The sequence below is a fragment of the Halomonas sp. OfavH-34-E genome, from assembly GCF_024124525.1.
Classification (GTDB): domain Bacteria; phylum Pseudomonadota; class Gammaproteobacteria; order Pseudomonadales; family Halomonadaceae; genus Halomonas; species Halomonas litopenaei.
Map to the genome: position 1 here is coordinate 47,822 of NZ_JAMXRY010000027.1, position 21,725 is coordinate 69,546.

16 protein-coding genes are annotated in these 21,725 nt (G+C 63.8%); 11 read left to right on the top strand and 5 right to left on the bottom strand.

Translation table 11 applies throughout. The features are described from left to right. The 3 genes from NH448_RS13190 to NH448_RS13200 all read left to right on the top strand — a co-directional run bounded on the left by NH448_RS13190 (window position 1) and on the right by NH448_RS13200 (window position 5,206). Window positions 1-2,265 carry an ATP-binding protein gene (locus NH448_RS13190; protein WP_045993781.1) on the top strand — a complete coding sequence of 755 codons (2,265 nt, stop codon included), beginning with the start codon at window positions 1-3 and terminating at the stop codon, window positions 2,263-2,265. 103 nt (window positions 2,266-2,368) lie between these two features. Further along, complete coding sequence (locus NH448_RS13195) at window positions 2,369-2,863, top strand: molybdopterin-dependent oxidoreductase (protein WP_045993780.1); 495 nt, start codon at window positions 2,369-2,371, stop codon at window positions 2,861-2,863. 6 nt (window positions 2,864-2,869) lie between these two features. Continuing rightward, window positions 2,870-5,206, top strand: a complete 2,337-nt coding sequence (locus tag NH448_RS13200; protein WP_253028875.1) for an ATP-binding protein — start codon at window positions 2,870-2,872, stop codon at window positions 5,204-5,206. A gap of 54 nt (window positions 5,207-5,260) precedes the next feature. Here NH448_RS13200 and NH448_RS13205 read toward each other — a convergent pair whose 3' ends face one another. Continuing rightward, complete coding sequence (locus NH448_RS13205; protein WP_045993779.1) at window positions 5,261-6,520, bottom strand: threonine ammonia-lyase; 1,260 nt, start codon at window positions 6,518-6,520, stop codon at window positions 5,261-5,263. 125 nt (window positions 6,521-6,645) lie between these two features. Next, window positions 6,646-7,347 carry a gamma-glutamylcyclotransferase gene (locus NH448_RS13210; protein ID WP_045993778.1) on the bottom strand — a complete coding sequence of 234 codons (702 nt, stop codon included), beginning with the start codon at window positions 7,345-7,347 and terminating at the stop codon, window positions 6,646-6,648. A 295-nt stretch (window positions 7,348-7,642) separates the two neighbouring features. Between NH448_RS13210 and NH448_RS13215 the strand changes: the two genes are divergently transcribed. Continuing rightward, entirely contained in the window at window positions 7,643-8,083 is a 441-nt protein-coding gene (locus NH448_RS13215) for a YtoQ family protein (RefSeq protein ID WP_045993777.1), read from the top strand. Window positions 8,084-8,290: 207 nt separating this feature from the next. Here the strand turns inward: NH448_RS13215 and trxA are convergent, their stop codons facing one another. Beyond that, window positions 8,291-8,614 (bottom strand): thioredoxin, encoded by a 324-nt coding sequence (gene trxA / locus NH448_RS13220; protein WP_045993776.1) that lies wholly within the window; start codon window positions 8,612-8,614, stop codon window positions 8,291-8,293. A 334-nt stretch (window positions 8,615-8,948) separates the two neighbouring features. Here trxA and cysB point away from each other — a divergent pair, with 334 nt between their 5' ends. Beyond that, window positions 8,949-9,920, top strand: coding sequence for an HTH-type transcriptional regulator CysB (cysB, locus tag NH448_RS13225; RefSeq protein WP_045993775.1), 972 nt, complete (start codon window positions 8,949-8,951; stop codon window positions 9,918-9,920). A 137-nt stretch (window positions 9,921-10,057) separates the two neighbouring features. Here cysB and NH448_RS13230 read toward each other — a convergent pair whose 3' ends face one another. Together NH448_RS13230 and pabB are read right to left on the bottom strand one after the other, a co-directional pair. Continuing rightward, window positions 10,058-10,798, bottom strand: coding sequence for a phosphoadenylyl-sulfate reductase (locus NH448_RS13230; protein ID WP_045993774.1), 741 nt, complete (start codon window positions 10,796-10,798; stop codon window positions 10,058-10,060). Between the two features lie 117 nt (window positions 10,799-10,915). Continuing rightward, the gene (gene pabB, locus NH448_RS13235) at window positions 10,916-12,280 is read right to left on the bottom strand and encodes an aminodeoxychorismate synthase component I (RefSeq protein WP_045993773.1); all 1,365 of its coding nucleotides are present in this window, start codon (window positions 12,278-12,280) and stop codon (window positions 10,916-10,918) included. Between the two features lie 221 nt (window positions 12,281-12,501). Here pabB and NH448_RS13240 point away from each other — a divergent pair, with 221 nt between their 5' ends. The 6 genes from NH448_RS13240 to NH448_RS13265 all read left to right on the top strand — a co-directional run bounded on the left by NH448_RS13240 (window position 12,502) and on the right by NH448_RS13265 (window position 21,070). Next, on the top strand, window positions 12,502-13,239 hold the full coding sequence (locus NH448_RS13240; protein WP_045993772.1) for a GntR family transcriptional regulator: 738 nt from the start codon (window positions 12,502-12,504) through the stop codon (window positions 13,237-13,239). A gap of 28 nt (window positions 13,240-13,267) precedes the next feature. Next, entirely contained in the window at window positions 13,268-14,161 is an 894-nt protein-coding gene (gene prpB, locus NH448_RS13245; protein ID WP_045993771.1) for a methylisocitrate lyase, read from the top strand. Window positions 14,162-14,235: 74 nt separating this feature from the next. Further along, complete coding sequence (prpC, locus tag NH448_RS13250; protein WP_045993770.1) at window positions 14,236-15,363, top strand: 2-methylcitrate synthase; 1,128 nt, start codon at window positions 14,236-14,238, stop codon at window positions 15,361-15,363. Between the two features lie 173 nt (window positions 15,364-15,536). Then, window positions 15,537-18,128: a Fe/S-dependent 2-methylisocitrate dehydratase AcnD gene (gene acnD / locus NH448_RS13255; RefSeq protein ID WP_045993769.1), complete on the top strand. Its 2,592-nt coding sequence runs from the start codon at window positions 15,537-15,539 to the stop codon at window positions 18,126-18,128. Next, on the top strand, window positions 18,128-19,330 hold the full coding sequence (prpF, locus tag NH448_RS13260) for a 2-methylaconitate cis-trans isomerase PrpF (RefSeq protein WP_045993768.1): 1,203 nt from the start codon (window positions 18,128-18,130) through the stop codon (window positions 19,328-19,330). Before acnD ends, prpF begins: the two co-directional genes overlap by 1 nt. Window positions 19,331-19,588: 258 nt before the next feature. Beyond that, the gene (locus NH448_RS13265; RefSeq protein ID WP_045993767.1) at window positions 19,589-21,070 is read left to right on the top strand and encodes a bifunctional 2-methylcitrate dehydratase/aconitate hydratase; all 1,482 of its coding nucleotides are present in this window, start codon (window positions 19,589-19,591) and stop codon (window positions 21,068-21,070) included. Window positions 21,071-21,725 lie beyond the last annotated feature (655 nt).

Here is a 21,725-nt window from a genome sequence, read left to right on the forward strand (position 1 = left end):
ATGCTGAAACTGCCGTATCGCTCGAGGGTGGCGGCCACCGCAACGGTGCTGTTTTTTGTCGCGGCACTGGTGGCGGGAGGCCTGACCTTCGATCGGCAGCAGGAATTGCAGCATCGCATCCTCGATACCGTCACCTGGAACCTCTACCAGTTCGATCGCATGGTGCGCGAAATGCGCATTCAGGCCGCCGAGGTCAGCGCGGATGATATCGATAGCCTGGTCCTCGACTACGAGATTCTGCACGGACGAAGCGACTTGTTGCGTCAGGGGCAGACTCGGGACTTTCTGCGTCAGACCAGTGCCTCCCAGGAACTGTATCGGCGCGCGGAGCAATTGATCGACGATCTGGGGGGGCGAGTCGAGCCTCTGGAGCAGGGGGGACGCCTGCTCGACGACGACAGGGATGCACTCAAGCAGACCCTGGGGCAGTTGCAGAACGTCAGTCGCGATATGCTGTTGCAACACAAGGCCAGTGTGGCCGAGTTGCGCACCCGAGATACCCAGTCGATGCTGCGTCTGTATGGTGTCGTACTGGCCTGCATCGTGCTTATCATGGTGACCGGTACCGTGCTGGTGCTGGCGCTGATGCGTGAGGGGCGTGCCCACACCCTCAAGGCGGAGTTGCTGCAGGCCCAGTCGCGAGCACTGAAGGAAGCGGTGGAGCGTGCCGAGAACGCCAGTCGCGCCAAGTCCGATTTCATGGCGATCATGAGTCACGAGATGCGCACTCCGCTCAGTGGCGTCATGGGCATGACCGATCTGCTGCGCGACGAATCCCTGAGCGATCAGGGCAAGCGTCATATCGAAGGCCTGGAGGCCAGCGCGACGGGACTGCGCTCGGTGATCAACGATGTGCTCGACTATACGCGGCTGGAGACCGGCCGGATCGAGGTCGAGCGCGAACTGTTTGCGCTGCGCCATATGCTCGACCAGACCACCCTGGGCTATCGTTCGCAACGCCTGGGCGATGTGCAGTTTCTGATGCGCCTGGCCCCGGACCTGCCCGCTTGCGTGGAAGGAGATCAGCATCGGCTGCGCCAGGTACTGCAGAACCTGTTGAACAACGCCTTCAAGTTCACCCGCCAGGGGTTCGTGATGTTGAGGGTTTCCTGTGCCCAGGATCAGCGCATTGCCTTCGTCGTCTACGACACCGGGTGCGGGATATCTCAGCTGGATGTCGAGCGCATCTTTGAGCCCTTCGAACAATCCGATCCGGTGATGGCCAGGCGTCATGACGGTGCCGGTCTTGGCCTGCCCATCGCACGTAGCCTGGTGCGCGCCATGGGGGGCGACCTCAAGGTGGACAGCCAGCTGGGCAGCGGTTCCAGATTCTGGTTCGAACTTCCCTTGCCGGCCAGCGATCAGAAAGAGGAGAAGGTCGAGGTGGCGTCTGCCCCGGCGCCGCTGGCGCCGCACCATGTGTTGGTGGTGGACGACAACCTTCTCAACAGGGAGCTGGTGGCCAGTATGCTGGCCCGCCTGGGCCAGTCCTGCGAAGTCGTGTCCAACGGCGAGCAAGCGCTGCAGGCGCTGTCACAGCGTGACTTCGATCTGGTGCTGATGGATCTGCAGATGCCGGTCATGGATGGTCTGGAGACGACCCGGCGCTGGCGCGAGCGGGAAGCGGCGATCCACCGTGGTGATGGCGACGACGACGCTCGGCTGCCGATCATCGCGGTGACGGCCAACGTTCTGCCGGAACATCGCCGGGCCAGCCGCGAGGCGGGGATGGATGACCTGATTGGCAAGCCTTTCACGCGTCAGGATCTAGGCCAGGTGCTTGGTCGCTTTCCCTCTCGGGTCTATCCCTCCCTCGACCCCGACGAAAACTTCTGGACGCCGCCGAGTACATCCGCCCACGAAGGGGCCTCCGCGCCCACCCAGACGGCGACGGAAGAAAGAGTCGCCAGTGCCGACCTGCTGTCGCGAACGACGCTTCAAGAGCTGCGCTCGATGGTCTCGGCGGATGCTCTGGAGCGCATGGTACGCGGCTACCTGGCCCGCTTTCCTGCTCGCATCGCGAGGCTCTACACGGCCCATGAAGAAAGGGACTTCGACATGCTGGTCGGTGAGGCCAGGGAGCTTCATCATGCGTCAACCACCCTGGGGTGCACGGCAGTGGTCGCGGTGGTGGAGGCGATCATCGAGCATGGTGAGATGGGCCGTCACGAGCCGCTGGTGCCTCTGATCAAGGAACTGGAGGACATCGGCACTCGCACCGGTCTTGCCTGGCGAACCACCGGAGTGCTCGACAGCTTTCGCTGAATCCTGAGCGTGAATGCCTTCCCTGGCCGTTGAACTGGCAGTAGCATGTCGCTGGTACGGCAAAAATTCGTCGAGAATGCCGATTTTCAATGGGAGAGGCGTCATGGGATGGCGAACCATCGCGTTGGTGATGCTATGGGGAATGGTCGGACAGGCTCTTGCGCTGGACGCCCCCGGTGGCAGGGTGATCCTCGAGGTGGGTGGGCGCATCGCCGTGACCAATGTGAGTGATGAAGCCCACTTCGACCGCGCCATGCTCGAGGCGCTGCCCCAGCATGTCGTGGTGACCGGCAATCCCTGGATCGATGGTCAGTCTCGCTTCGAAGGGCCGCTGCTCAGCGATGTACTGGCTGCGGTGGAGGCCGAGGGCGACGAACTCAGGGTGGCCGCCATCAAGGACTACGAGACGCTGATGCCGGTGAGCGACGCCCACGAACATGGCGTGATCCTCGCCATGCGCCGCGATGGAGAGCGCATGAGAATCCGCGACAAGGGCCCCTTGTTCGTGGTCTATCCTTTCGACGACCAGCCGGAACTCAAGACCAATATCTACTTCAGTCGATCTGTCTGGCAGGTCGCCCGCATCGACGTCAACTGAGTTCTCATGGCCCATCGTCTGCGCATCAGGATTCCTGCGATCGCTGCCGTCGTCTTCATTGTCGCCGTGATGGTGACAGGAGGGCTGATCTATGACCGCAACAAGGCGATCTACCACCGAGACGTCGACACCGTCACCTGGACCCTGTATCAGTACGATCGCTCGCTGCGCGATCTGCGGCTGGCCATCTGGGAGCGCGGCGATAGCCGGCTGGACGAGACCCTTTTGGATTTCGAACTGCTGTACGGGCGCTTCATGGTGCTGCTGGAGGGCCAGACGAGCAACTTCCTGGATCGCTACGCGACCGGTCGTGAGCTGATCGACGAGCTGGATCGTGGCATGCAACGGCTGGATCGACGCTTCATTGCGGTGGCCGATGGAGACGTTGCCTATGACGCTGCACTGCGACGCGAACTGATAGAGCGTCTCGGCGAAGCGCAGGAACTGAGTCGGCAATTGATGCTGCATCATGGTCGAATCGCCGCGGAAGAGCGCAGCGCGGACATGGGCGTGCTTGGGCGATTGTACATCGCGGTGCTGATCTCGATCCTGCTGTCGCTGATCGCCGGTGGCGTGCTGATTCGTGCGCTGGTGAAGGAGGCGCGTCAGCATCGCCACAAGACCCATTTGCTCGAATCCCAGTCCGAAACCCTGCGCGAGGCCTATCAGCGCATGGAAGTGGCGAATCGCGCGAAGTCCGACTTCATGGCCATCATGAGCCATGAAATCCGCACGCCACTCAACGGCGTGCTGGGCATGGCCGAGCTGCTGCACGACGAACCCTTGAGTGATCAGGGACGCCGCCAGATAGAAGGGCTGCGTGACAGCGCCGCTGGGCTGCGTTCGGTGATCAATGACGTGCTCGACTACACCCGTATCGAGGCAGGGCACCTGGCGGTCGAACGTCAACCCTTCCACCTGTCGAGAATGCTGGAGCAACTCGCGACCGGCTATCAGACCCAGAGCCGCAGCGGGGTGCAGTTCCTGATGCGTGCCGCTCCCGCCTTGCCCACCTGGGTCGATGGCGACGTGCATCGGCTGCGCCAGGTGCTGATGAATCTGCTCAACAACGCCTTCAAGTTCACCGAAAGTGGCTTTGTGATGCTCAGGGTCTCCGACAATGGGGACTGCCGGCTGACCTTCATGGTCTACGATACCGGCTGCGGTATCGCCCAGCAGGACCAGCAGCGCATCTTCGAGCCCTTTGCCCAGACCGATACCGCCCTGTCACGCCGCCATGAAGGTGCCGGCCTGGGGTTGGCGATCTGCTCGCAGCTGGTCGCGGCCATGGGCGGAGAGCTCAAGGTGGAAAGCCAGCCGGAGTCCGGCAGCCGATTCTGGTTCGATCTTCCCTTGCCGGTGGTGGCGGGGGTGGAAGAGGGTGCTGCCAGCACCGGGCAGCAGGAGCCGCTGGAAAGCCAGCACGTGCTGGTGGTCGAGGACAATGCCCTCAATCGTGAGCTGGTGGCCGCCATGCTGACCAGACTGGGACAGACCTGCGAACTGGTGGGCAATGGCGAGCAGGCGCTGGAGGCCCTGGGCCAACGACGTTTTGATCTGGTCTTGATGGACATGCAGATGCCGGTAATGGACGGGCTGGAGACCACGCGTCGCTGGCGCCAGCACGAAGAGGCTCTACGCGAACAGGGCCAGCGGGTCCAGCGTTTGCCGGTCATCGCGGTGACCGCCAACGTCATGCCCGAGCATCATCGCGCCTGTCTCGATGCGGGAATGGACGACGTCATCGGCAAGCCGTTCTCGCGCAAGGAGCTGTCTGCTGCGCTGCGCCGTTACAGCCGGGTGCACGCGGCACCGAGCTCCGCTGACGCGAGTCCATCAGGTGGCGACAATGCCGGCAGGGGGGGCGATGGCAGGGGTTGCGATGTCAGGGCGAGCGATCCGGATCGCGACCTGGATAGCGAGACCTTCGGCGATACTGTCGAAGCGGCACCCGCCGTCGTTGCCCCGATGCTCGAGGATCGGCCCCGGATCGACGAGACGCTGCTCGCCGGAGACACGGTAGAGGAGCTGCGTCAGGTGATGTCGCCCCAGGGCCTGAGTCGCATGGTGGCCAACTATCTGCAGCGTTTCCCGGAGCGGCTCGAGCAGATGCGAGAGGCGCTGTCGGTCGGCGACCACCAGGCACTCGGTCAGATTGCTCATGACGTCAAGGGCGTCTCTGCTTCGCTGGGCTGCCAGGCCCTGGAGGCGCAGGCCGCCCGAGTGGAGCGCATGGCAAACGAAGGCCAGCAGGCGGAACTCGAGACTCAGCTCGAGATACTCGCCCGGCTGGGCCCGGCGACCGGCCAGGCTCTGCGATCGGCGGGGCTGTTGCAGACCTGAAAGCGGCCCTGGGCGGGACCCTTCGATGAGGTGACGTCCCGCCGCTGGCGGGGCCTAGACGTCGCCGGGAGCCACGCCGCTGGCCCAACGTTCGTCCGGATGCACCTCATTGGCCGGCATCACCGGATCGTAGCCCTCGTGGCGCAGGGCCTCGATGACCTCTCGGGTATGTTCGCTGCCCAGCGTCTCCAGGGTGGCTTCGACCTCGGTGGCGCGCAGCGACAGGTCGGTGAAGGTACGCTGGTGGGTGATGCTGATGACGTTGGCGCGCTGCTCGGCGAGCAGTTGGGTCAACTCCGACAGCGAGCCGGGTACGTCGGAGATGCCCACGCGAACCCGCACGATGCGACCAGAGCGCACCAGGCCGCGCTGGATCACCGACGACAGCGCCTGCATGTCGATATTGCCGCCGCACAGGACCAGCCCCACCTTGCGACCGCGGAAGCGCTCCGGCTGGCTCAATACGGCAGCGAGTCCCGCCGCACCGGCGCCTTCCGCGACCGTCTTCTCGATCTCCAGGAACATCAGGATCGCCCGCTCGATGGTGGCCTCGTCGACCAGCAGGATGTCACTGACGTGCTCGCGCACCAGTTCTCGCGTGATCTTGCCGGGCTGCTTGACCGCGATCCCCTCGGCAATGGTAGCGAGGCTGCAGTGGATCTTTTCACCCGCCAGCGCCTGCTGCATGGCGGGAAAGCGGGCGGTCTGCACCCCGATGATCTCGATGTCGGGATTGAGTCCCTTGGCGGCCACGGCGTTGCCGCCGATCAGGCCGCCGCCGCCGATGGGGATGACCAGCGCATCCAGATCCGCCACGTCTTCGAGCATCTCCAGCGCGATGGTGCCCTGGCCGGCAATCACGCGCTCGTCGTCGTAGGGGTGGACGAACACATAGCCGTGCTCCTCGGCCAGGCGAGCCGCGTAGTCTCCGGCCTCGTCCACCCCCTCACCGACCAGGTGCACTTCGGCGCCAAGGGCCCGGGTATTGCTGACCTTGAGATTGGGAGTGTGGCGCGGCATCACGATGACCGCCCGGATGCCGAGCCTTGAGGCGTGGTAGGCCACCGCCTGAGCGTGGTTGCCGGCCGACATGGCGATGACCCCCCGCTGGCGCTCGTCTTCGGACAGGGACAGCAGGTGGTTGAGGGCGCCGCGTTCCTTGAAGGCGGCGGTGAACTGGTGGTTCTCGAACTTGATGTACAACTCGCAGCCGGCCAGCCGCGACAGCGTGGCGGAATGCAGAAAGGGAGTACGGGCGATATGGCCGACGGTCGCATCGGCGGCACGTCGAATGTCTTCAAGGGTCACACTCATCCGGGATCTCCAGCGGGTAACAGACAGATGGCCGGAGGTCGTCCGGCACAAGGTGTCGCCGGCGGGGTCGCCGGCTCGATCCGAGAGCCAGGCGTGGCCGGCATTGCCGAGGGGAAGGGCGGCGCTCAGTCGGTGGTAGCCGGGTGAGTCGCCGCCTGGCGCATTCGACGGCGCAGGGCGGCCGCCAGGCCGAAGACGTGGTCGTCTTCGCCACCCATGGCGTGCAGGGCGTCTGCCAGGTGCAGCAGGTAGTCTCTGTTGGGGCCGCTGGGGCCATGGGCGTGGGCGATCTGCTCGGCGATGCTGTCATCGGAGGCGTCACCGAGATAGGCCGGGTTGGCATCACCGGCGATGTAGACCAGCCCCTCGGCGGTCCTGGCGGTGGTCAGGCCGTCATCGTCGAGCGGGTCATCGACATCAGGCTGATCATTGTCGGCGAGATCGTTGTCCAGAAAATGCAGCGTGACACGCTCACGCAGATAGCCGTTCTTTTCACGCAGGTCCAGGGGGGCCAACACCTCCGGCCCGATCAGGTAGGCCATGCCCAAACACCGCGAGCCCGGCTGGTGGATCAGCGTCGCGACGCGACCAGGAGCCTCAGGAGTGCCGCGATGATCGTGGGAGCCCTGCCAGAACCGGCGGGCGTAGCCTTCGATCAGCGCTGGACGACGTGCGCGATAGGCGAAGTCCGCCTTCCAGATCAGCGAGCCGTAGCCGAACAGCCAGATCGCCTCGCGAGAGCCGAAATGGTCCTGGCGTCGATTGGCTTCCCGGGTGTCCGCGCTGACAGGCGTTGGCCGGTTGGAAGGGGAGTCCTGCGGGTGCATCGAAGATCCTTGTCGAATGAAGTCAGACGGACTGGTGGCGCTCGAGTCGATACCGCCACGCCGACACTGCGCCGGGCAACCGGTTTGTCAGTACAGGAGGCGCGGGTATGATGGTGAGCGCCACGCAAGAAGCCACGAGGGCCAGGTGCCTTGGACCGCCCATAGGCAAATTATCAGCTCCGAAGGCCAGGATGAAGTCCGAATGTCCTGGTCCCTCTTTCGGGTGACGGCCGGTGGCGGCGTCCTGGCACTCCGACAATGATTCATGCAAGACCGAGAAAAAGGAAATGAGGCCATGAGTTTTACCGTCTATCTGTCCGGTGAGATCCACACCGACTGGCGTGAAGAGATCAAGCAGGGAGCCAGAGACGCCGGGCTCGACGTGGTGTTCACCCAGGCGGTGACCGACCATGATGCCAGCGACGCCGCCGGAGACATGCTGGGCGTGCCGGAAAGTGGCTTCTGGCGGGATCACCAGTCTTCCAGGGTCAACGCCATCCGGACCCGGACCCTGATCGAGCAGAGCGATCTTGTGGTGGTGCGCTTCGGTGACAAGTACAAGCAGTGGAACGCGGCCTTCGACGCCGGCTACTGCTCGGCTCTCGGCAAGCCCTATGTGACGCTGCACGGCGAGGACATCGTGCATCCGCTCAAGGAGGTCGATGCCGACGCCCAGGCCTGGGCCACGACCACCGACCAGGTGGTAGAGATCCTGCGCTACGTGCTGCGGGACTGATGTCGGCGCTGCCTCGAGCCTCGCACGATGGCATCCACTGGCGAGGGCGGGCACTGCCATTGCCCAAGGCCGTGGCTTCAGCGATAACGCTCGGGGCAGTAACGACATGGCCCGGGATCCTGAAGGAGGATCCCGGGCCATGTTTCAGGGGCCTTGGCCCCTGGCTGGACGTCCCGTCTGGTGACGGCAGAGGTCGCCAGCGCTGTATCAGGCGTTCTGGTCGATGAACTGGGTCAGCTGGGACTTCGACTGGGCACCTACCAGGGATGCCACCTTGGCACCTGACTTGAACAGCATCACGGTGGGGACGCCACGCACGCCCTGCTCGGCGGCGATTTCCGGGGCATCATCGACGTTGATGCTGACGACCTTGAGGGCGCCGTCACGCTCCTCGGCGACTTCATCGACCACCGGTGCCATGACCTTGCAGGGGCCACACCAGGGAGCCCAGAACTTCAGCAATACCGGGGAGTCGGCCTGCAGAACTTCCTGCTCGAAGTTGGCATTGGTGACATCGACATTGTTAGCCATGTGTTTCTCCATCTACGTTGCGCTTCATCGAGCGGAATGTGGGACATGTCTGCCATGTCCGGTGGGACGATGGTAGCGGTCGGCCCATACGCTGGCAAATATTGGGTCGATAGTTTCTTAGTCAGCTTACGAATCGCTGCATCTCATCTCATTATGCTATAAAGTAATCACAAAGGTGGTTTTTTATGGCGCTTTGGCATGTTGTCATGCCCGAGGTCCAGTGCTTGAACCCGGGCAAGGACGCTGTCACGCCGCCAGCGCGATGGCTCCAGTCTAGTCCGCTTCCGCGACCACCGTGCCAATCCGTCGACTTCGGACGAGGTAAGCCCCGGCCATGAAATTACAGCAGCTGCGCTATATCTGGGAGGTTTCCCGCCACAACCTGAATGTGTCGGCTACCGCTCAGAGTCTTTTTACCTCTCAGCCAGGCATATCCAAGCAGATTCGTCTGCTGGAAGACGAGCTTGGCGTGGAGATCTTCGCGCGCAGCGGCAAGCACCTGACTCGCGTGACACCCGCAGGGGAGGCGATCATCGAGCTGGCAGGCCAGGTGCTCAGGCTGACCGCCAACATCAAGGATGTGGCCCAGGAACACAGCGACGAGCGGCGGGGCAGCCTGTCCATCGCCACCACCCATACCCAGGCGCGCTACTGCCTGCCGCCGGTGATCCAGAACTTTACCCAGCGCTACCCGGATGTCGCTCTGCATATGCAGCAGGGGACGCCCAAGCAGATCGCTCAGATGGTCAGCGAGGGACAGGCCGACTTCGCCATTGCCACCGAGTCGCTGGAACTGTTCAACGACCTGGTGTTGCTGCCGTGTTATCGCTGGAACCGCTGCATCCTGGTGCCGCGGGATCACCCCCTGGCCGAGGTCGAGCGTCTGGGACTCGACGAACTGGCCAAGCATCCGCTGGTGACCTACGTGTTCGGTTTCACCGGACGCTCGCAGCTCGACGATGCCTTCCGTGCCCGTGGACTCTCTCCCAATGTGGTGTTGACCGCCGCCGACGCCGATGTGATCAAGACCTACGTGCGTCTGGGGCTGGGGGTCGGCATCGTGGCGCACATGGCGGTGGACGAAGTGCTCGATGAGGATCTGGTAGCGCTGGACGCCAGCCATCTGTTCGAGAGCTCCACGACCAAGATCGGTATCCGCCGCGGCACCTTCATGCGCGGCTACATGTATGACTTCCTGCAGCAGTTTGCCGACCATCTGGACCGTGATCTGGTCGACGCTGCCCTGGCAGCGGGACCGCGCCATGAACACGCGCTGTTCGAAAAGATCAGCCTGCCGGTGCGCTGACCGCGGCGAGGTGGCACCAGGCGAGCTTCACTGACGTCGTCATGAACGGCGTCGTCATGAACCGAAAGGCCCCGGACTCAAGCGAGTCCGGGGCCTTTGCGATCTTGTGAGGCTGTGCAGCCAGGTACCTCAGAACGTCAACTGGTGGCCGCCTGGGGCAGGTTGAGGGCATGCAGCCCGCATTCCTTGCCACCCTGGTCTTCCCACCACCAGCGACCCTCACGTTCATGCTGGCCCGGCAGAGTGGGGCGGGTGCAGGGGGCGCAGCCGATACTGACGTAGCCCTTTTCGTGCAGGGCGTTGTAGGGCACATCGAAGGAGCGAATGTAGTTCCACACGTCTTCGCTGGTCCAGTGGGTCAGCGGGTTGATCTTGTAGAGCGGTTGATCGTCACTGCCGAAGGCGGTGTCGCGCTCGGCGATCTGCAGCTTCGAACGGGTGCCCGGGCTCTGGTCCCGACGCTGCCCGGTGACCCACACCGGCAGGCCTGCCAAGCGCTGGCGCAGCGGCGCGACCTTGCGGATGCCGCAGCACTCGTGGTGACCGTCCTGATAGAAGCTGAACAATCCCTTCTCGCTGGTCAGCGCCTGCACTGCCTGCTGATCGGGGAAGCGAATATCGAGCTCGATATCATAGTGATTGCGGACTCGTTCGAAGAACTCGTAGGTCTCGGCGTGCAGACGCCCGGTGTCCAGGCTGAACACCTTGACCTTGTCCTTGGGCGCGACCTTGAGCGCCAGGTCGACGAGCACCACGTCCTCGGCGCCGGAGAATGACACGGTCAGTTCGCCGAAGGCCTCGTAGGCGGCTTTCAGGATATTCTTGGGTGTCGCCTGGTCATTGGCCAGGACAAACGCATTGGGGTCAAAGGACGTCACGGCGACCTCCACTGGGGGTTTTGCCGATACCCTACCAAAACCCGCCGCCATCGCCCCAATATCGATTGGTTCGGTTCTTATATAGCGTTTATCGATTAGCGGTAAGGTTTCTTATTACTATTTGGCAGGTGTGCCCAGGGCGGCCATTAGATGGCGAATCTTGTCCTGGGTTTCTGTGTACTCGGCCTGTTCCCGAGAATCCGCCACCAGGCCACCACCGCCCCAGATGTGCAGTCGGCCGGCATCGGCGACCAGGGTACGGATGGCGATGGACGTATCCATATGGCCACGCACATCGACGTAGCCGAGGCTACCGCAGTAGGCGCAGCGTCGATCCGGCTCCAGTTCGTCGATGATCTGCATGGCGCGAATCTTGGGGGCGCCGGTGATCGAGCCGCCGGGGAAGGCCGCTTCCAGCAGCTTGAGCGGTGGCGTCTCGTCGGGTAGGCGTCCCTTCACCACGCTCACCAGATGGTGAACATTGGCGTAGCTTTCCAGTCCGCACAGTTGGGGGACCTTCACCGTGCCGGGCTGACACACACGACCCAGATCATTGCGCAGAAGGTCCACGATCATCACGTTCTCGGCGCGATCCTTGATGCTCGAGGACAGCTCCTGTGCCAGGGCTGCATCCTCCTGCTCATTGGCCCCCCGTGGCCGTGTTCCCTTGATCGGACGCGTCTCCACCTCGCCCTGGCGGCTTTCGACGAAGCGTTCGGGCGACAGCGACAGCAGCGCCTGTTCGCGCCCTGCGCACTGCCAGGCCATGAAGCCGGCGAAGGGGGTCGGCGTCGCGTCACGCAGGCGGAGATAGGCCTGCCACAGGTCTCCCCGGTAATCCGCCGAATACCGTTGAGCCAGATTGATCTGGTAGCAGTCTCCGGCACGGATATAGTCCTGCACCCTGGCAAAGCGATCGCGGTAGCCCGCTTCGCTCAGGTTGGAGGTGAAGGCGGAGCTCAGCGAAAAGTCGCCGGCAGGTGTCGCTGTCGCCAGCCAGGTCTGTACCTGCTGGCGCCGTTCGGGGGAGGCGACGAGAAGGCAGCGGCGCTCCTGGTGGTCCTGGATCAGCGCCCAGTCATACAGGCCAAGCCGGGCCTGAGGCAGTGCGGTGGCGGTCTGTGAAGGCCCTTCGATTCCCGCCAGTTGCCGGCCCAGGTCGTAGCTCCAGTAGCCGATCAGCCCGCCGACGAAGGGAAGATCAAGCGGCTGGCGTGGACGGGGCAGGCGTTCGAGCAGGCGCTGCTGAGCGTCGAAGGCGGAACCCTCGAGGGCCCTGCCGCTCGAGTCTCTGGGCAGACCATGCTGATCGACTTCCAGCCATTCGATGGGGTCGCTCGAGAGGATATCGAATCGTCCGCCGGGGGCCTGGGGCCGGCCGCTGTCCAACAGCACCGCCCCGGGCCTCGAGCGCAGAGCCTCGAAATAGCGCAGGGGGGTCGCGTGGTAGGGCAGGGAGGTGGTCTGGAGCTCGGCGTTCATTCGGGGCCTCGGGCGTTGCAGGCGGCATATTCTACGGGCAACGACAGGGCTTGTCGTTGTGGAAGGATGGCGCGAGTCAACGCTGCATTGTCGACAGGACAAGGAAGATGGATGGCATTGTCTACAACCAATGGTTAAGGTTATGAGCCTGATCAGGCCATTGACCCGCGCCTTGGCGTATCTTACATTTCCGTTATCCCAACATTGTCGACAATGATCCCATGACCAGCGCCGAATACGAGACCCCCGCCACCCCCGAAGTCAGAACCCTCGCCGAGCGGGTCTTTCATCAATTGCAGGACGCCATCGTCCGGGGAGAACTGGCGCCGGGCAGCAAGATCACCGAGCCGGGACTGTCCAAGGCCTACGGTATTTCTCGTGGGCCGCTGCGCGAGGCCATGCGACGACTCGAGGCTCACCGGCTGATCGAACGGGTACCCCATGTGGGTGCCAGGGTGGTCAAGCTGTCGATGAAGGAGCTGATGGAGCTGTTCGACGTGCGCGAGGCGCTGGAAAGCATGGCCGCCAGGATCGCCGCCGAGCATATGACCGCCAGCGAGATCGCCGGCCTCCGAGAAGTGCTGGCAGTGCACGAGAAGCAGGCGGATCTTGCCAGCGGTGAGGCCTACTATCAGCGCGAGGGCGATCTGGACTTCCACTATCGTATCGTGGTGGGCAGCCACAATCGCATGCTGATGGCCCTCTTGTGCGACGACCTCTATTACCTGGTCCGGATGTATCGCACCCAGTTCAGCGCCAGCGGTGCACGTCCGCAGAAGGCCTTCGTTGAGCACCACCGTATCGTCGACGCCATCGAGGCGGGTGACGCCGAGCTGGCTGAGCTGCTGATGCGTCGCCACGTCAGCGCCTCCCGCGAGAACGTGATGGCGCGCTACGCCGCCTCGCTGGAGGGGCGCGACGAACCCCAGGTGGTCGCCGGCAACGGCCTGGTGACCTGATCTTACTTTCCCCTGACTGGAGCCCCCCATGACATCCTCGTCCACTTCGACCCCTGGTGCCCGCTTTCGTGCGGCGCTCAACGCCAATAGCCCGCTGCCCATCGTCGGCACCATCAACGCCTACACCGCGATGCTGGCCGAGCGGGTCGGGCATCAGGCGATCTATCTGTCCGGCGGTGGCGTTGCCAATGCTTCCTTCGGGTTGCCGGACCTGGGCATGACCACCATGAACGATGTGGTGGAAGACGCCCATCGCATCTGCGGGGCCAGTGACCTTCCGCTGTTGGTGGACATCGATACCGGCTGGGGGGGCGCCTTCAATATCGGGCGTACAGTCAAGGAGATGCAGCGGGCCGGGGTCGCTGCCGTGCACCTGGAAGACCAGGTGGCGCAGAAGCGCTGTGGCCATCGCCCCAACAAGGCGATCGTGTCCCAGCAGGAGATGGTGGATCGGGTCAAGGCGGCTGCCGACGCGCGCATCGATCCGGAGTTCTACCTGATCGCCCGTACCGATGCCTTCCAGAAGGAAGGACTCGACGCGGCCATCGACCGTGCCAACGCCTGCATCGAGGCCGGTGCCGATGCGATCTTCGCCGAGGCGGTGCACACCCTCGACGACTATCGCGCCTTCTGCGAGCGGGTGGATGCCCCGATCCTGGCCAACATCACCGAATTCGGCGCCACCCCGCTGTTCAGTCAGCAGGAACTGGCCGAGGTGGGGTGCAGCATGGTGCTCTACCCGCTGTCGGCGTTCCGCGCCATGAACGCTGCCGCGCTCAAGGTCTACCAGAGCATTCACGACAACGGACACCAGCGCGACGTGGTCGACACCATGCAGACCCGCGATGAACTCTACGACGTGCTGGGCTACCACGACTTCGAGCGCAAGCTCGACGCGCTGTTCGACGAGGGCAAGGACTGAGAGACCCTCGGGCGTCCAGCACGCCTTTCATGCCTTTTTATAACAACGACCAATGACGAAAATGGAGATACGCCATGGCTGATAAACCGATTGGAGGAGCCGGTCTGCGGGGACAGAGCGCCGGTGCGACTGCACTGTGCACCGTGGGCCAGAGTGGCTCGGGCCTGACCTATCGCGGCTATGACATCAAGGAACTGGCGGACAAGGCCCGCTTCGAGGAGGTGGCCTACCTGCTGCTCAAGGGCAAGTTGCCCAACCAGAGCGAGCTGAACGCCTACATCACCAAGTTGAAGGGCCTGCGCGGTCTGCCCGAGGCGCTCAAGACGGTACTCGAGCAGATCCCGGCGGACGCCCACCCGATGGACGTGATGCGTACCGGTGCTTCGATGCTCGGCAACCTGGAAACCGAGGCCGACTTCAGCCAGCAGCAGGACGTCTCCGATCGCCTGTTGGCGGCGCTGCCCTCGATCATCTGCTACTGGTACCGCTTCAGCCATGATGGCGTGCGCATCGACACCGAGACCGACGATGAGTCCGTGGGCGGGCACTTCCTGCACCTGCTGCGTGACGAGCCGGCCTCCGAGCTGCATGCCAGGGTGATGAACGTCTCGCTGATCCTCTACGCCGAGCACGAGTTCAACGCCTCGACCTTTACCGCTCGTGTCTGTGCATCGACTCTGTCCGACATGCATTCCTGCGTCACCGGGGCCATCGGCTCCCTGCGTGGCCCGCTGCATGGCGGCGCCAACGAGGCGGCGATGGCGATGATCGAGAACTGGCAGAGCGCCGAAGAAGCCGAACGCGAAACCCTCGGCATGCTCGAGCGCAAGGAAAAGATCATGGGCTTCGGACACGCCATCTATCGCGAGTCCGACCCGCGCAACGCCATCATCAAGCACTGGTCGAAGAAGCTCGCCGACGACGTGGGCGACACCCGCCTGTACCCGGTGTCCGAGCGGGTCGAAGCGGTGATGTGGCGCGAGAAGAAGCTGTTCTGCAACGCCGACTTCTTCCACGCCAGCGCCTATCACTTCATGGATATCCCGACCAAGCTGTTCACCCCGATCTTCGTGTGTTCTCGGGTGACCGGCTGGTGCGCCCACGTGTTCGAGCAGCGCGAGAACAATCGCATCATCCGCCCCAGCGCCGACTACACCGGCCCGGCCCACAGCGAATGGGTACCCATCGAAGAGCGTGACTGAGCCCGGGGCTCTCCCGAAGGTACCCCAACGGTATCCCGAGGCTCGAGCGGCGGGGCGCGCGCATGGTCATGGTTGTGGTCATGGTCATGCGCAGGCACAAGTGGCTCCGCCGCCTTCCTACCATATTCGCGCCGCGAGGGCCGTGCCCTCGGGCGCCCGAGACCGTGACGCCCATGAACACCGACTATCGCAAGCCCCTGCCGGGGACCGACCTTGACTACTTCGATACCCGGGAGGCGGTGGACGCCATCTCTCCCGGCGCCTACGACCGACTGCCCTACACCTCCCGGGTGCTGGCCGAGAACCTGGTGCGCCGCTGTCCGCCGGAGGATCTCACGGCGGCGCTGTCCCAGATCATCGAGCGCAAGCGCGAACTCGACTTTCCCTGGTTCCCTGCGCGGGTGGTGTGCCACGACATCCTCGGGCAGACGGCGCTGGTCGACCTGGCCGGCCTGCGTGACGCCATCGCCGAGAAGGGTGGTGATCCGGCCAAGGTCAATCCGGTGGTGCCGACCCAGCTGATCGTCGACCATTCGCTGGCGGTGGAGCACCCGGGATTCGAGGAGGGCGCCTTCGACAAGAACCGCGCCATCGAGGATCGGCGCAACGAGGACCGCTTTCACTTCATCAACTGGACCCGCGAAGCCTTCGAGAACGTCGACGTGATCCCCCCCGGCAACGGCATCATGCACCAGATCAACCTGGAGAAGATGTCGCCGGTGATCCAGGCCCGTGACGGCGTGGCCTTCCCCGACACCCTGGTGGGTACCGACAGCCACACGCCCCACGTGGACGCCCTCGGCGTGATCGCCGTCGGGGTGGGCGGGCTCGAGGCCGAAAGCGTGATGCTGGGGCGTGCCTCCTACATGCGACTGCCTGACATCGTCGGGGTGGAGCTCAGCGGCAAGCCCCAGCCTGGCATCACCGCCACCGATATCGTGCTGGCGCTGACCGAATACCTGCGCAGCGAACGGGTGGTGTCGAGCTATCTCGAGTTCTTCGGTGAAGGCGCGGGGCACCTGACACTGGGTGATCGTGCCACCATCTCCAACATGACGCCGGAGTATGGCGCCACCGCCGCGATGTTCTACATCGACGATCAGACCCTCGACTACCTCAAGCTGACCGGGCGCGAGCCGGAGCAGATCGAACTGGTGGAGACCTACGCCAAGGCCGCCGGCCTGTGGGCCGACAGCCTCGTCAACGCCGACTACGAAAGGGTGTTGCACTTCGACCTGTCCAAGGTGGAGCGCACCCTGGCGGGGCCTTCTAGTCCACACAACCGGGTCTCTACGCGGGAGCTTGCCAGTCGCGGTATCGCCGCTCCTTACGAGCAGAAGGACGGCGAGATGCCCGATGGCGCGGTGATCATCGCCGCCATCACCAGCTGTACCAATACCTCCAATCCGCGCAACGTCATCGCCGCGGGGCTTCTGGCCAAGCGCGCCAACGAGCTGGGCCTGACCCGCAAGCCCTGGGTCAAGACCTCGCTGGCGCCGGGGTCCAAGGCGGTGCAGCTGTATCTGGAGGAGTCGAACCTGCTCGGTGAGCTCGAGCAGCTCGGCTTCGGCATCGTCGGTTTCGCCTGCACCACCTGCAACGGCATGAGTGGTGCGCTCGATCCGGTGATCCAGAAGGAGGTGGTCGAGCGTGATCTCTACGCCACCGCCGTGCTGTCGGGTAACCGCAACTTCGATGGGCGTATCCACCCCTACGCCAAGCAGGCGTTTCTGGCCTCTCCGCCGCTGGTGGTGGCCTACGCCATCGCCGGCAGCGTGCGCTTCGATATCGAGAAGGACGCCCTGGGCGAAGACGCCGAGGGCAACCCGATCACCCTGAAGGATCTGTGGCCGGCGGATGACGAGATCGATGCGATCATCGCCGAGAGCGTCAAGCCGGAGCACTTCCGCGACGTCTACATCCCGATGTTCGACACCACCTTCGACAGGTCGAAGGACATCAGCCCGCTGTACGACTGGCGCGAGATGAGCACCTATATCCGGCGTCCGCCGTACTGGGAGGGTGCGCTGGCCGCCGAGCGCTCGCTGACCGGGCTGCGCGCCCTGGCGGTGCTGGGGGACAACATCACCACCGACCACCTGTCGCCGTCCAATGCCATCCTGCCGACCAGCGCGGCGGGGGAGTACCTGGCCAAGATGGGCCTGCCGGAGGAGGACTTCAATTCCTACGCCACCCATCGAGGTGATCACCTGACCGCCCAGCGGGCGACCTTCGCCAACCCCAAGCTGATCAACGAAATGGCGGTGGTCGACGGTGAGGTCAAGCAGGGCTCACTGGCTCGCCTCGAGCCCGAGGGCGAGGTCATGCGCATGTGGGAGGCCATCGAGACCTACATGGCGCGCAAGCAGCCGCTGATCGTGATCGCCGGGGCCGACTATGGTCAGGGTTCCTCCCGTGACTGGGCCGCCAAGGGGGTGCGTCTGGCCGGTGTCGAGGTCATCGTGGCCGAGGGCTTCGAGCGCATCCACCGCACCAACCTGATCGGCATGGGGGTACTGCCGCTGCAGTTCGAGGAGGGGACCACACGCAAGACCCTCGGCATCGACGGCAGCGAGACCTTCGATGTCCGCGGCGACATCCAGCCGGGGGCCAGCCTGACCCTGGTGATCAAGCGGCGTGACGGAGAAAGCGTCGAGGTGCCGGTGACCTGTCGTCTCGACACCTTCGAGGAGCTGTCGATCTACGAAGCCGGTGGCGTGCTGCAGCGTTTCGCCCAGGACTTCCTCGAATCGGAGGTGGCGTGATGGCCGGTTTTGCTCCGCAGCTCCGCATTCCCGCCATCTACATGCGTGGCGGCACCAGCAAGGGCACCTTCCTGCGCAAGGACGACCTGCCCGAGGCCGCGCGTGAGCCCGGCCCCGTGCGCGACGCCCTGCTGATGCGTCTGGTCGGTAGCCCCGATCCCTACGCCAAGCACACCGACGGCATGGGTGGCGCCACCTCCAGCACCAGTAAGGTGGTCATCGTCAGCGCCAGCGAGTCGCCGGATCACGATGTCGACTATCTGTTCGGCCAGGTGGCCATCGACAAGGCCTTTGTCGACTGGAGCGGTAACTGCGGCAACCTGTCCTCGGCGGTCGGTCCCTTCGCCATCGAGAGCGGACTGATCCCGCCTGAGCGAATTCCTGCCGACGGCGAGGTGGAGGTACGCATCTGGCAGGCCAACATCGAAAAGACCATCGTCGCCCGAGTGCCGATACAGGACGGTCAGGTGCAGGAAAGCGGTGACTTCGAGCTCGACGGCGTGGCCTTCCCCGCCGCCGAGATCGGCCTGGCCTTCAAGGACCCCGCCGACGGCGAAGGGCGGATGTTCCCGACAGGCCAGGTGGTGGATGAACTCGAGGTTCCCGAGGAGGTGGTGGCCGGAGGTCGCATTCAGGCAACCCTGATCAATGCCGGTATTCCGACCATCTTCGTCAGCGCGGCCGACCTTGGCTATGACGGCACCGAGCTTCAGGACGATATCAATTCAGACCCCGCCACCCTCGATCGGCTCGAGACGCTACGGGCCCACGGCGCGCTGAAGATGGGTCTGATCTCGAGACTCGAGGAGGCCGCGAGCCGTCAGCACACGCCGAAGCTGGCCTTCGTCGCCTCGCCTCGGGGCTACCGGGCGTCCAGCGGCAAGCAGATCGACGAAGGCGATATCGATCTGCTGGTGCGGGCCATGTCCATGGGCAAACTGCATCACGCCATGATGGGCACCGCGGCCGTGGCCATCGGAGTGGCCGCCGCGGTGCCGGGGACCCTGGTCAGCCAGGCCGCCGGCGGCGACGATGGGCGCAGTTCGGTGGTCTTCGGTCATCCCTCCGGCACCCTGCGGGTCGGGGCGCGAGCTGAACAGCTGGACGGGGAATGGACCGCCACGGAGGCGACCATGAGCCGCAGTGCCCGCATTCTGATGGAGGGCAAGGTCAGGGTGCCGGCGGACGTCCTCGATTCATAACGCTCTCGACCGATGAAGCCCGCCAGTGTCGATACTGGCGCCAGTGGCGCACCACGACGATACTGACAACGGACCTTTTGCATTAGCGCCGCCGCCAGGCGGCGCTGTCGTTCTCCCCCATTCTCGAACCTCTCGCCATCCGCCCACGCTGGTCCTCGGACTCCCGGCCCCTGCCCTGATACAGGCACAGGCTCAGGCCCTGGCTCAGGTGCAGGCACGCCGGCAGCGGGCGATAGCGCTCACTGGAAGGAGGCAGACATGAGCACCGTCGAATCCAATGTTCGTCCCGACTACGACGACGAACTCAAGGCCATCGCCGACTATGCGCTGGACGCCGTCATCGATAGTGACGAGGCCTTCGATACCGCACGCCACTGCCTGATGGATACTTTGGGCTGTGGCCTGCTGGCATTGCGCTTCCCAGAATGCACCAAGCATCTGGGGCCGCTGGTGGAAGGCACCCAGGTGCCATGTGGCTCGCGGGTGCCTGGCACGTCCTATCGACTGGACCCGATCAAGGCGGCCTTCGATATCGGAGCCATGGTGCGCTGGCTGGACTACAACGATACCTGGCTCGCGGCGGAGTGGGGGCACCCGTCGGACAATCTGGGCGGTATCCTGGCGGTGGCCGACCATCTCTCACAGTGCCGCGTGGCCAGAGGCGAAGCCCCGTTGGTCATGCACGAGGTGCTCGATGCGATGATACGGGCACACGAGATACAGGGCGTGCTGGCGCTGGAGAACTCGTTCAATCGTGTCGGACTGGACCACGTGTTACTGGTCAAGGTGGCGTCCACTGCCGCTATCGCCAGGCTGCGCGGCGCCAGTCGTGAGCAGACGCTGTCGGCGCTATCCCATGCCTTCGTCGACGGTCAGAGCCTGCGCACCTACCGCCACGCTCCCAATGCCGGTTCGCGCAAGAGCTGGGCCGCCGGTGACGCCACCTCGCGGGCGGCGCGTCTGGTGGACATCGCGATGCGCGGGGAAATGGGCATACCCGGCGTCCTGAGCGCTCCCCAGTGGGGCTTCTGTGATGTCTCCTTCAGTCACTCCAATCGTGATCTCTCGCTGAAACCCGAGGACACCCGGCGTCTACGCCTGCCTCAGTCGTTTGGCAGCTACGTGATGGAGAACATCCTGTTCAAGCTGTCCTTCCCCGCAGAGTTTCATGCCCAGACGGCCTGCGAGGCGGCGGTCACCCTGCACCCCGAGGTCAAGGGGCGGCTGGATGAGATCGAGCGCATCGAGCTGACTACCCATGAGTCGGCAATACGCATCATCTCCAAGGAAGGGGCGCTGGCCAACCCGGCAGATCGAGACCACTGCCTGCAGTACATGGTGGCGGTACCGCTGATGCTGGGTGAGCTTCAGGCCGAGCACTACGAGGATGACTTTCATCAGGCTCATCCGGAGATCGATGAGCTGCGGGCAAGGATGGTGGTCGTCGAGGACGAGGGCTATACACGGGACTATCTGGACCCGGACAAGCGATCGATCGCCAACGCGGTCAGGGTGGTGTTCACCGATGGTAGTGCGACCGACAAGGTGGAGGTGGCCTATCCCATTGGTCATCGCCGTCGTCGCGAAGAGGGCATGGCGGTGCTCGAGGCCAAGTGTCGACGCCACCTGGCCACCCGATTCGCCCCCGGACGTTGCGACGAGATCATGACGCTGTATCAGGACGCCGAGCGCCTGGCGGCGACGCCGGTTCATCGCTTTGTCGATCTGCTGGTGCTGTAGAGACCAACGAGGGGAGGGCGGTGGCTTGGGCAGCGTGGGCAGCGCTGTCCCCGGGCGTACCCATGGGCCTGCAAAATCCGTCGCCGGGCAGGCTTAGCCTTTGGTCGAAATTTTTTTACACGAAGTGCTTGCCAAGGCCGGCCCCGATCCGTAAAGTACGCATCCGCTGCCGACGACGAGCAAACGTCACAGGCGGTGAAGAGTGGTAAAAGTGATTGTTTTGAAAAGGCTTTTTGAAGTCTTCGAAAAATTCTCCACTTGACGGGCAACGAGAAATCGGTAAAATGCTCGCCACTCGATCGGAGTCGCCAGGACGGCATCGCAGGATGCGCGTCAGGCTCGCTTCGCTTTCTTGGGTTCTGCAGGCATCGCTTGCACGGCGAAAAAAAGAAAGCCTTGACGAAACGCTTCGATTCTGTAGAATACGCCTTCCTCGCAGGGCGCTGTGACAAGGGCTCGGGTTAACGATTCGGGCTGCGGCGCAGCAAAGCGAGGCGCTCTTTAAGCTCTCTATAGAGCCCAGAGCATGCTCTTTAATAATTTGATCAGGTAATTCATGTGGGCGCTTGCCGATGAGTCAGTGACACTGTCACTGAAATATCAAGGCAAGCGACTCGTCAAACGAGACGTTTGAACCTTGAGCCAAGTTTGGTCC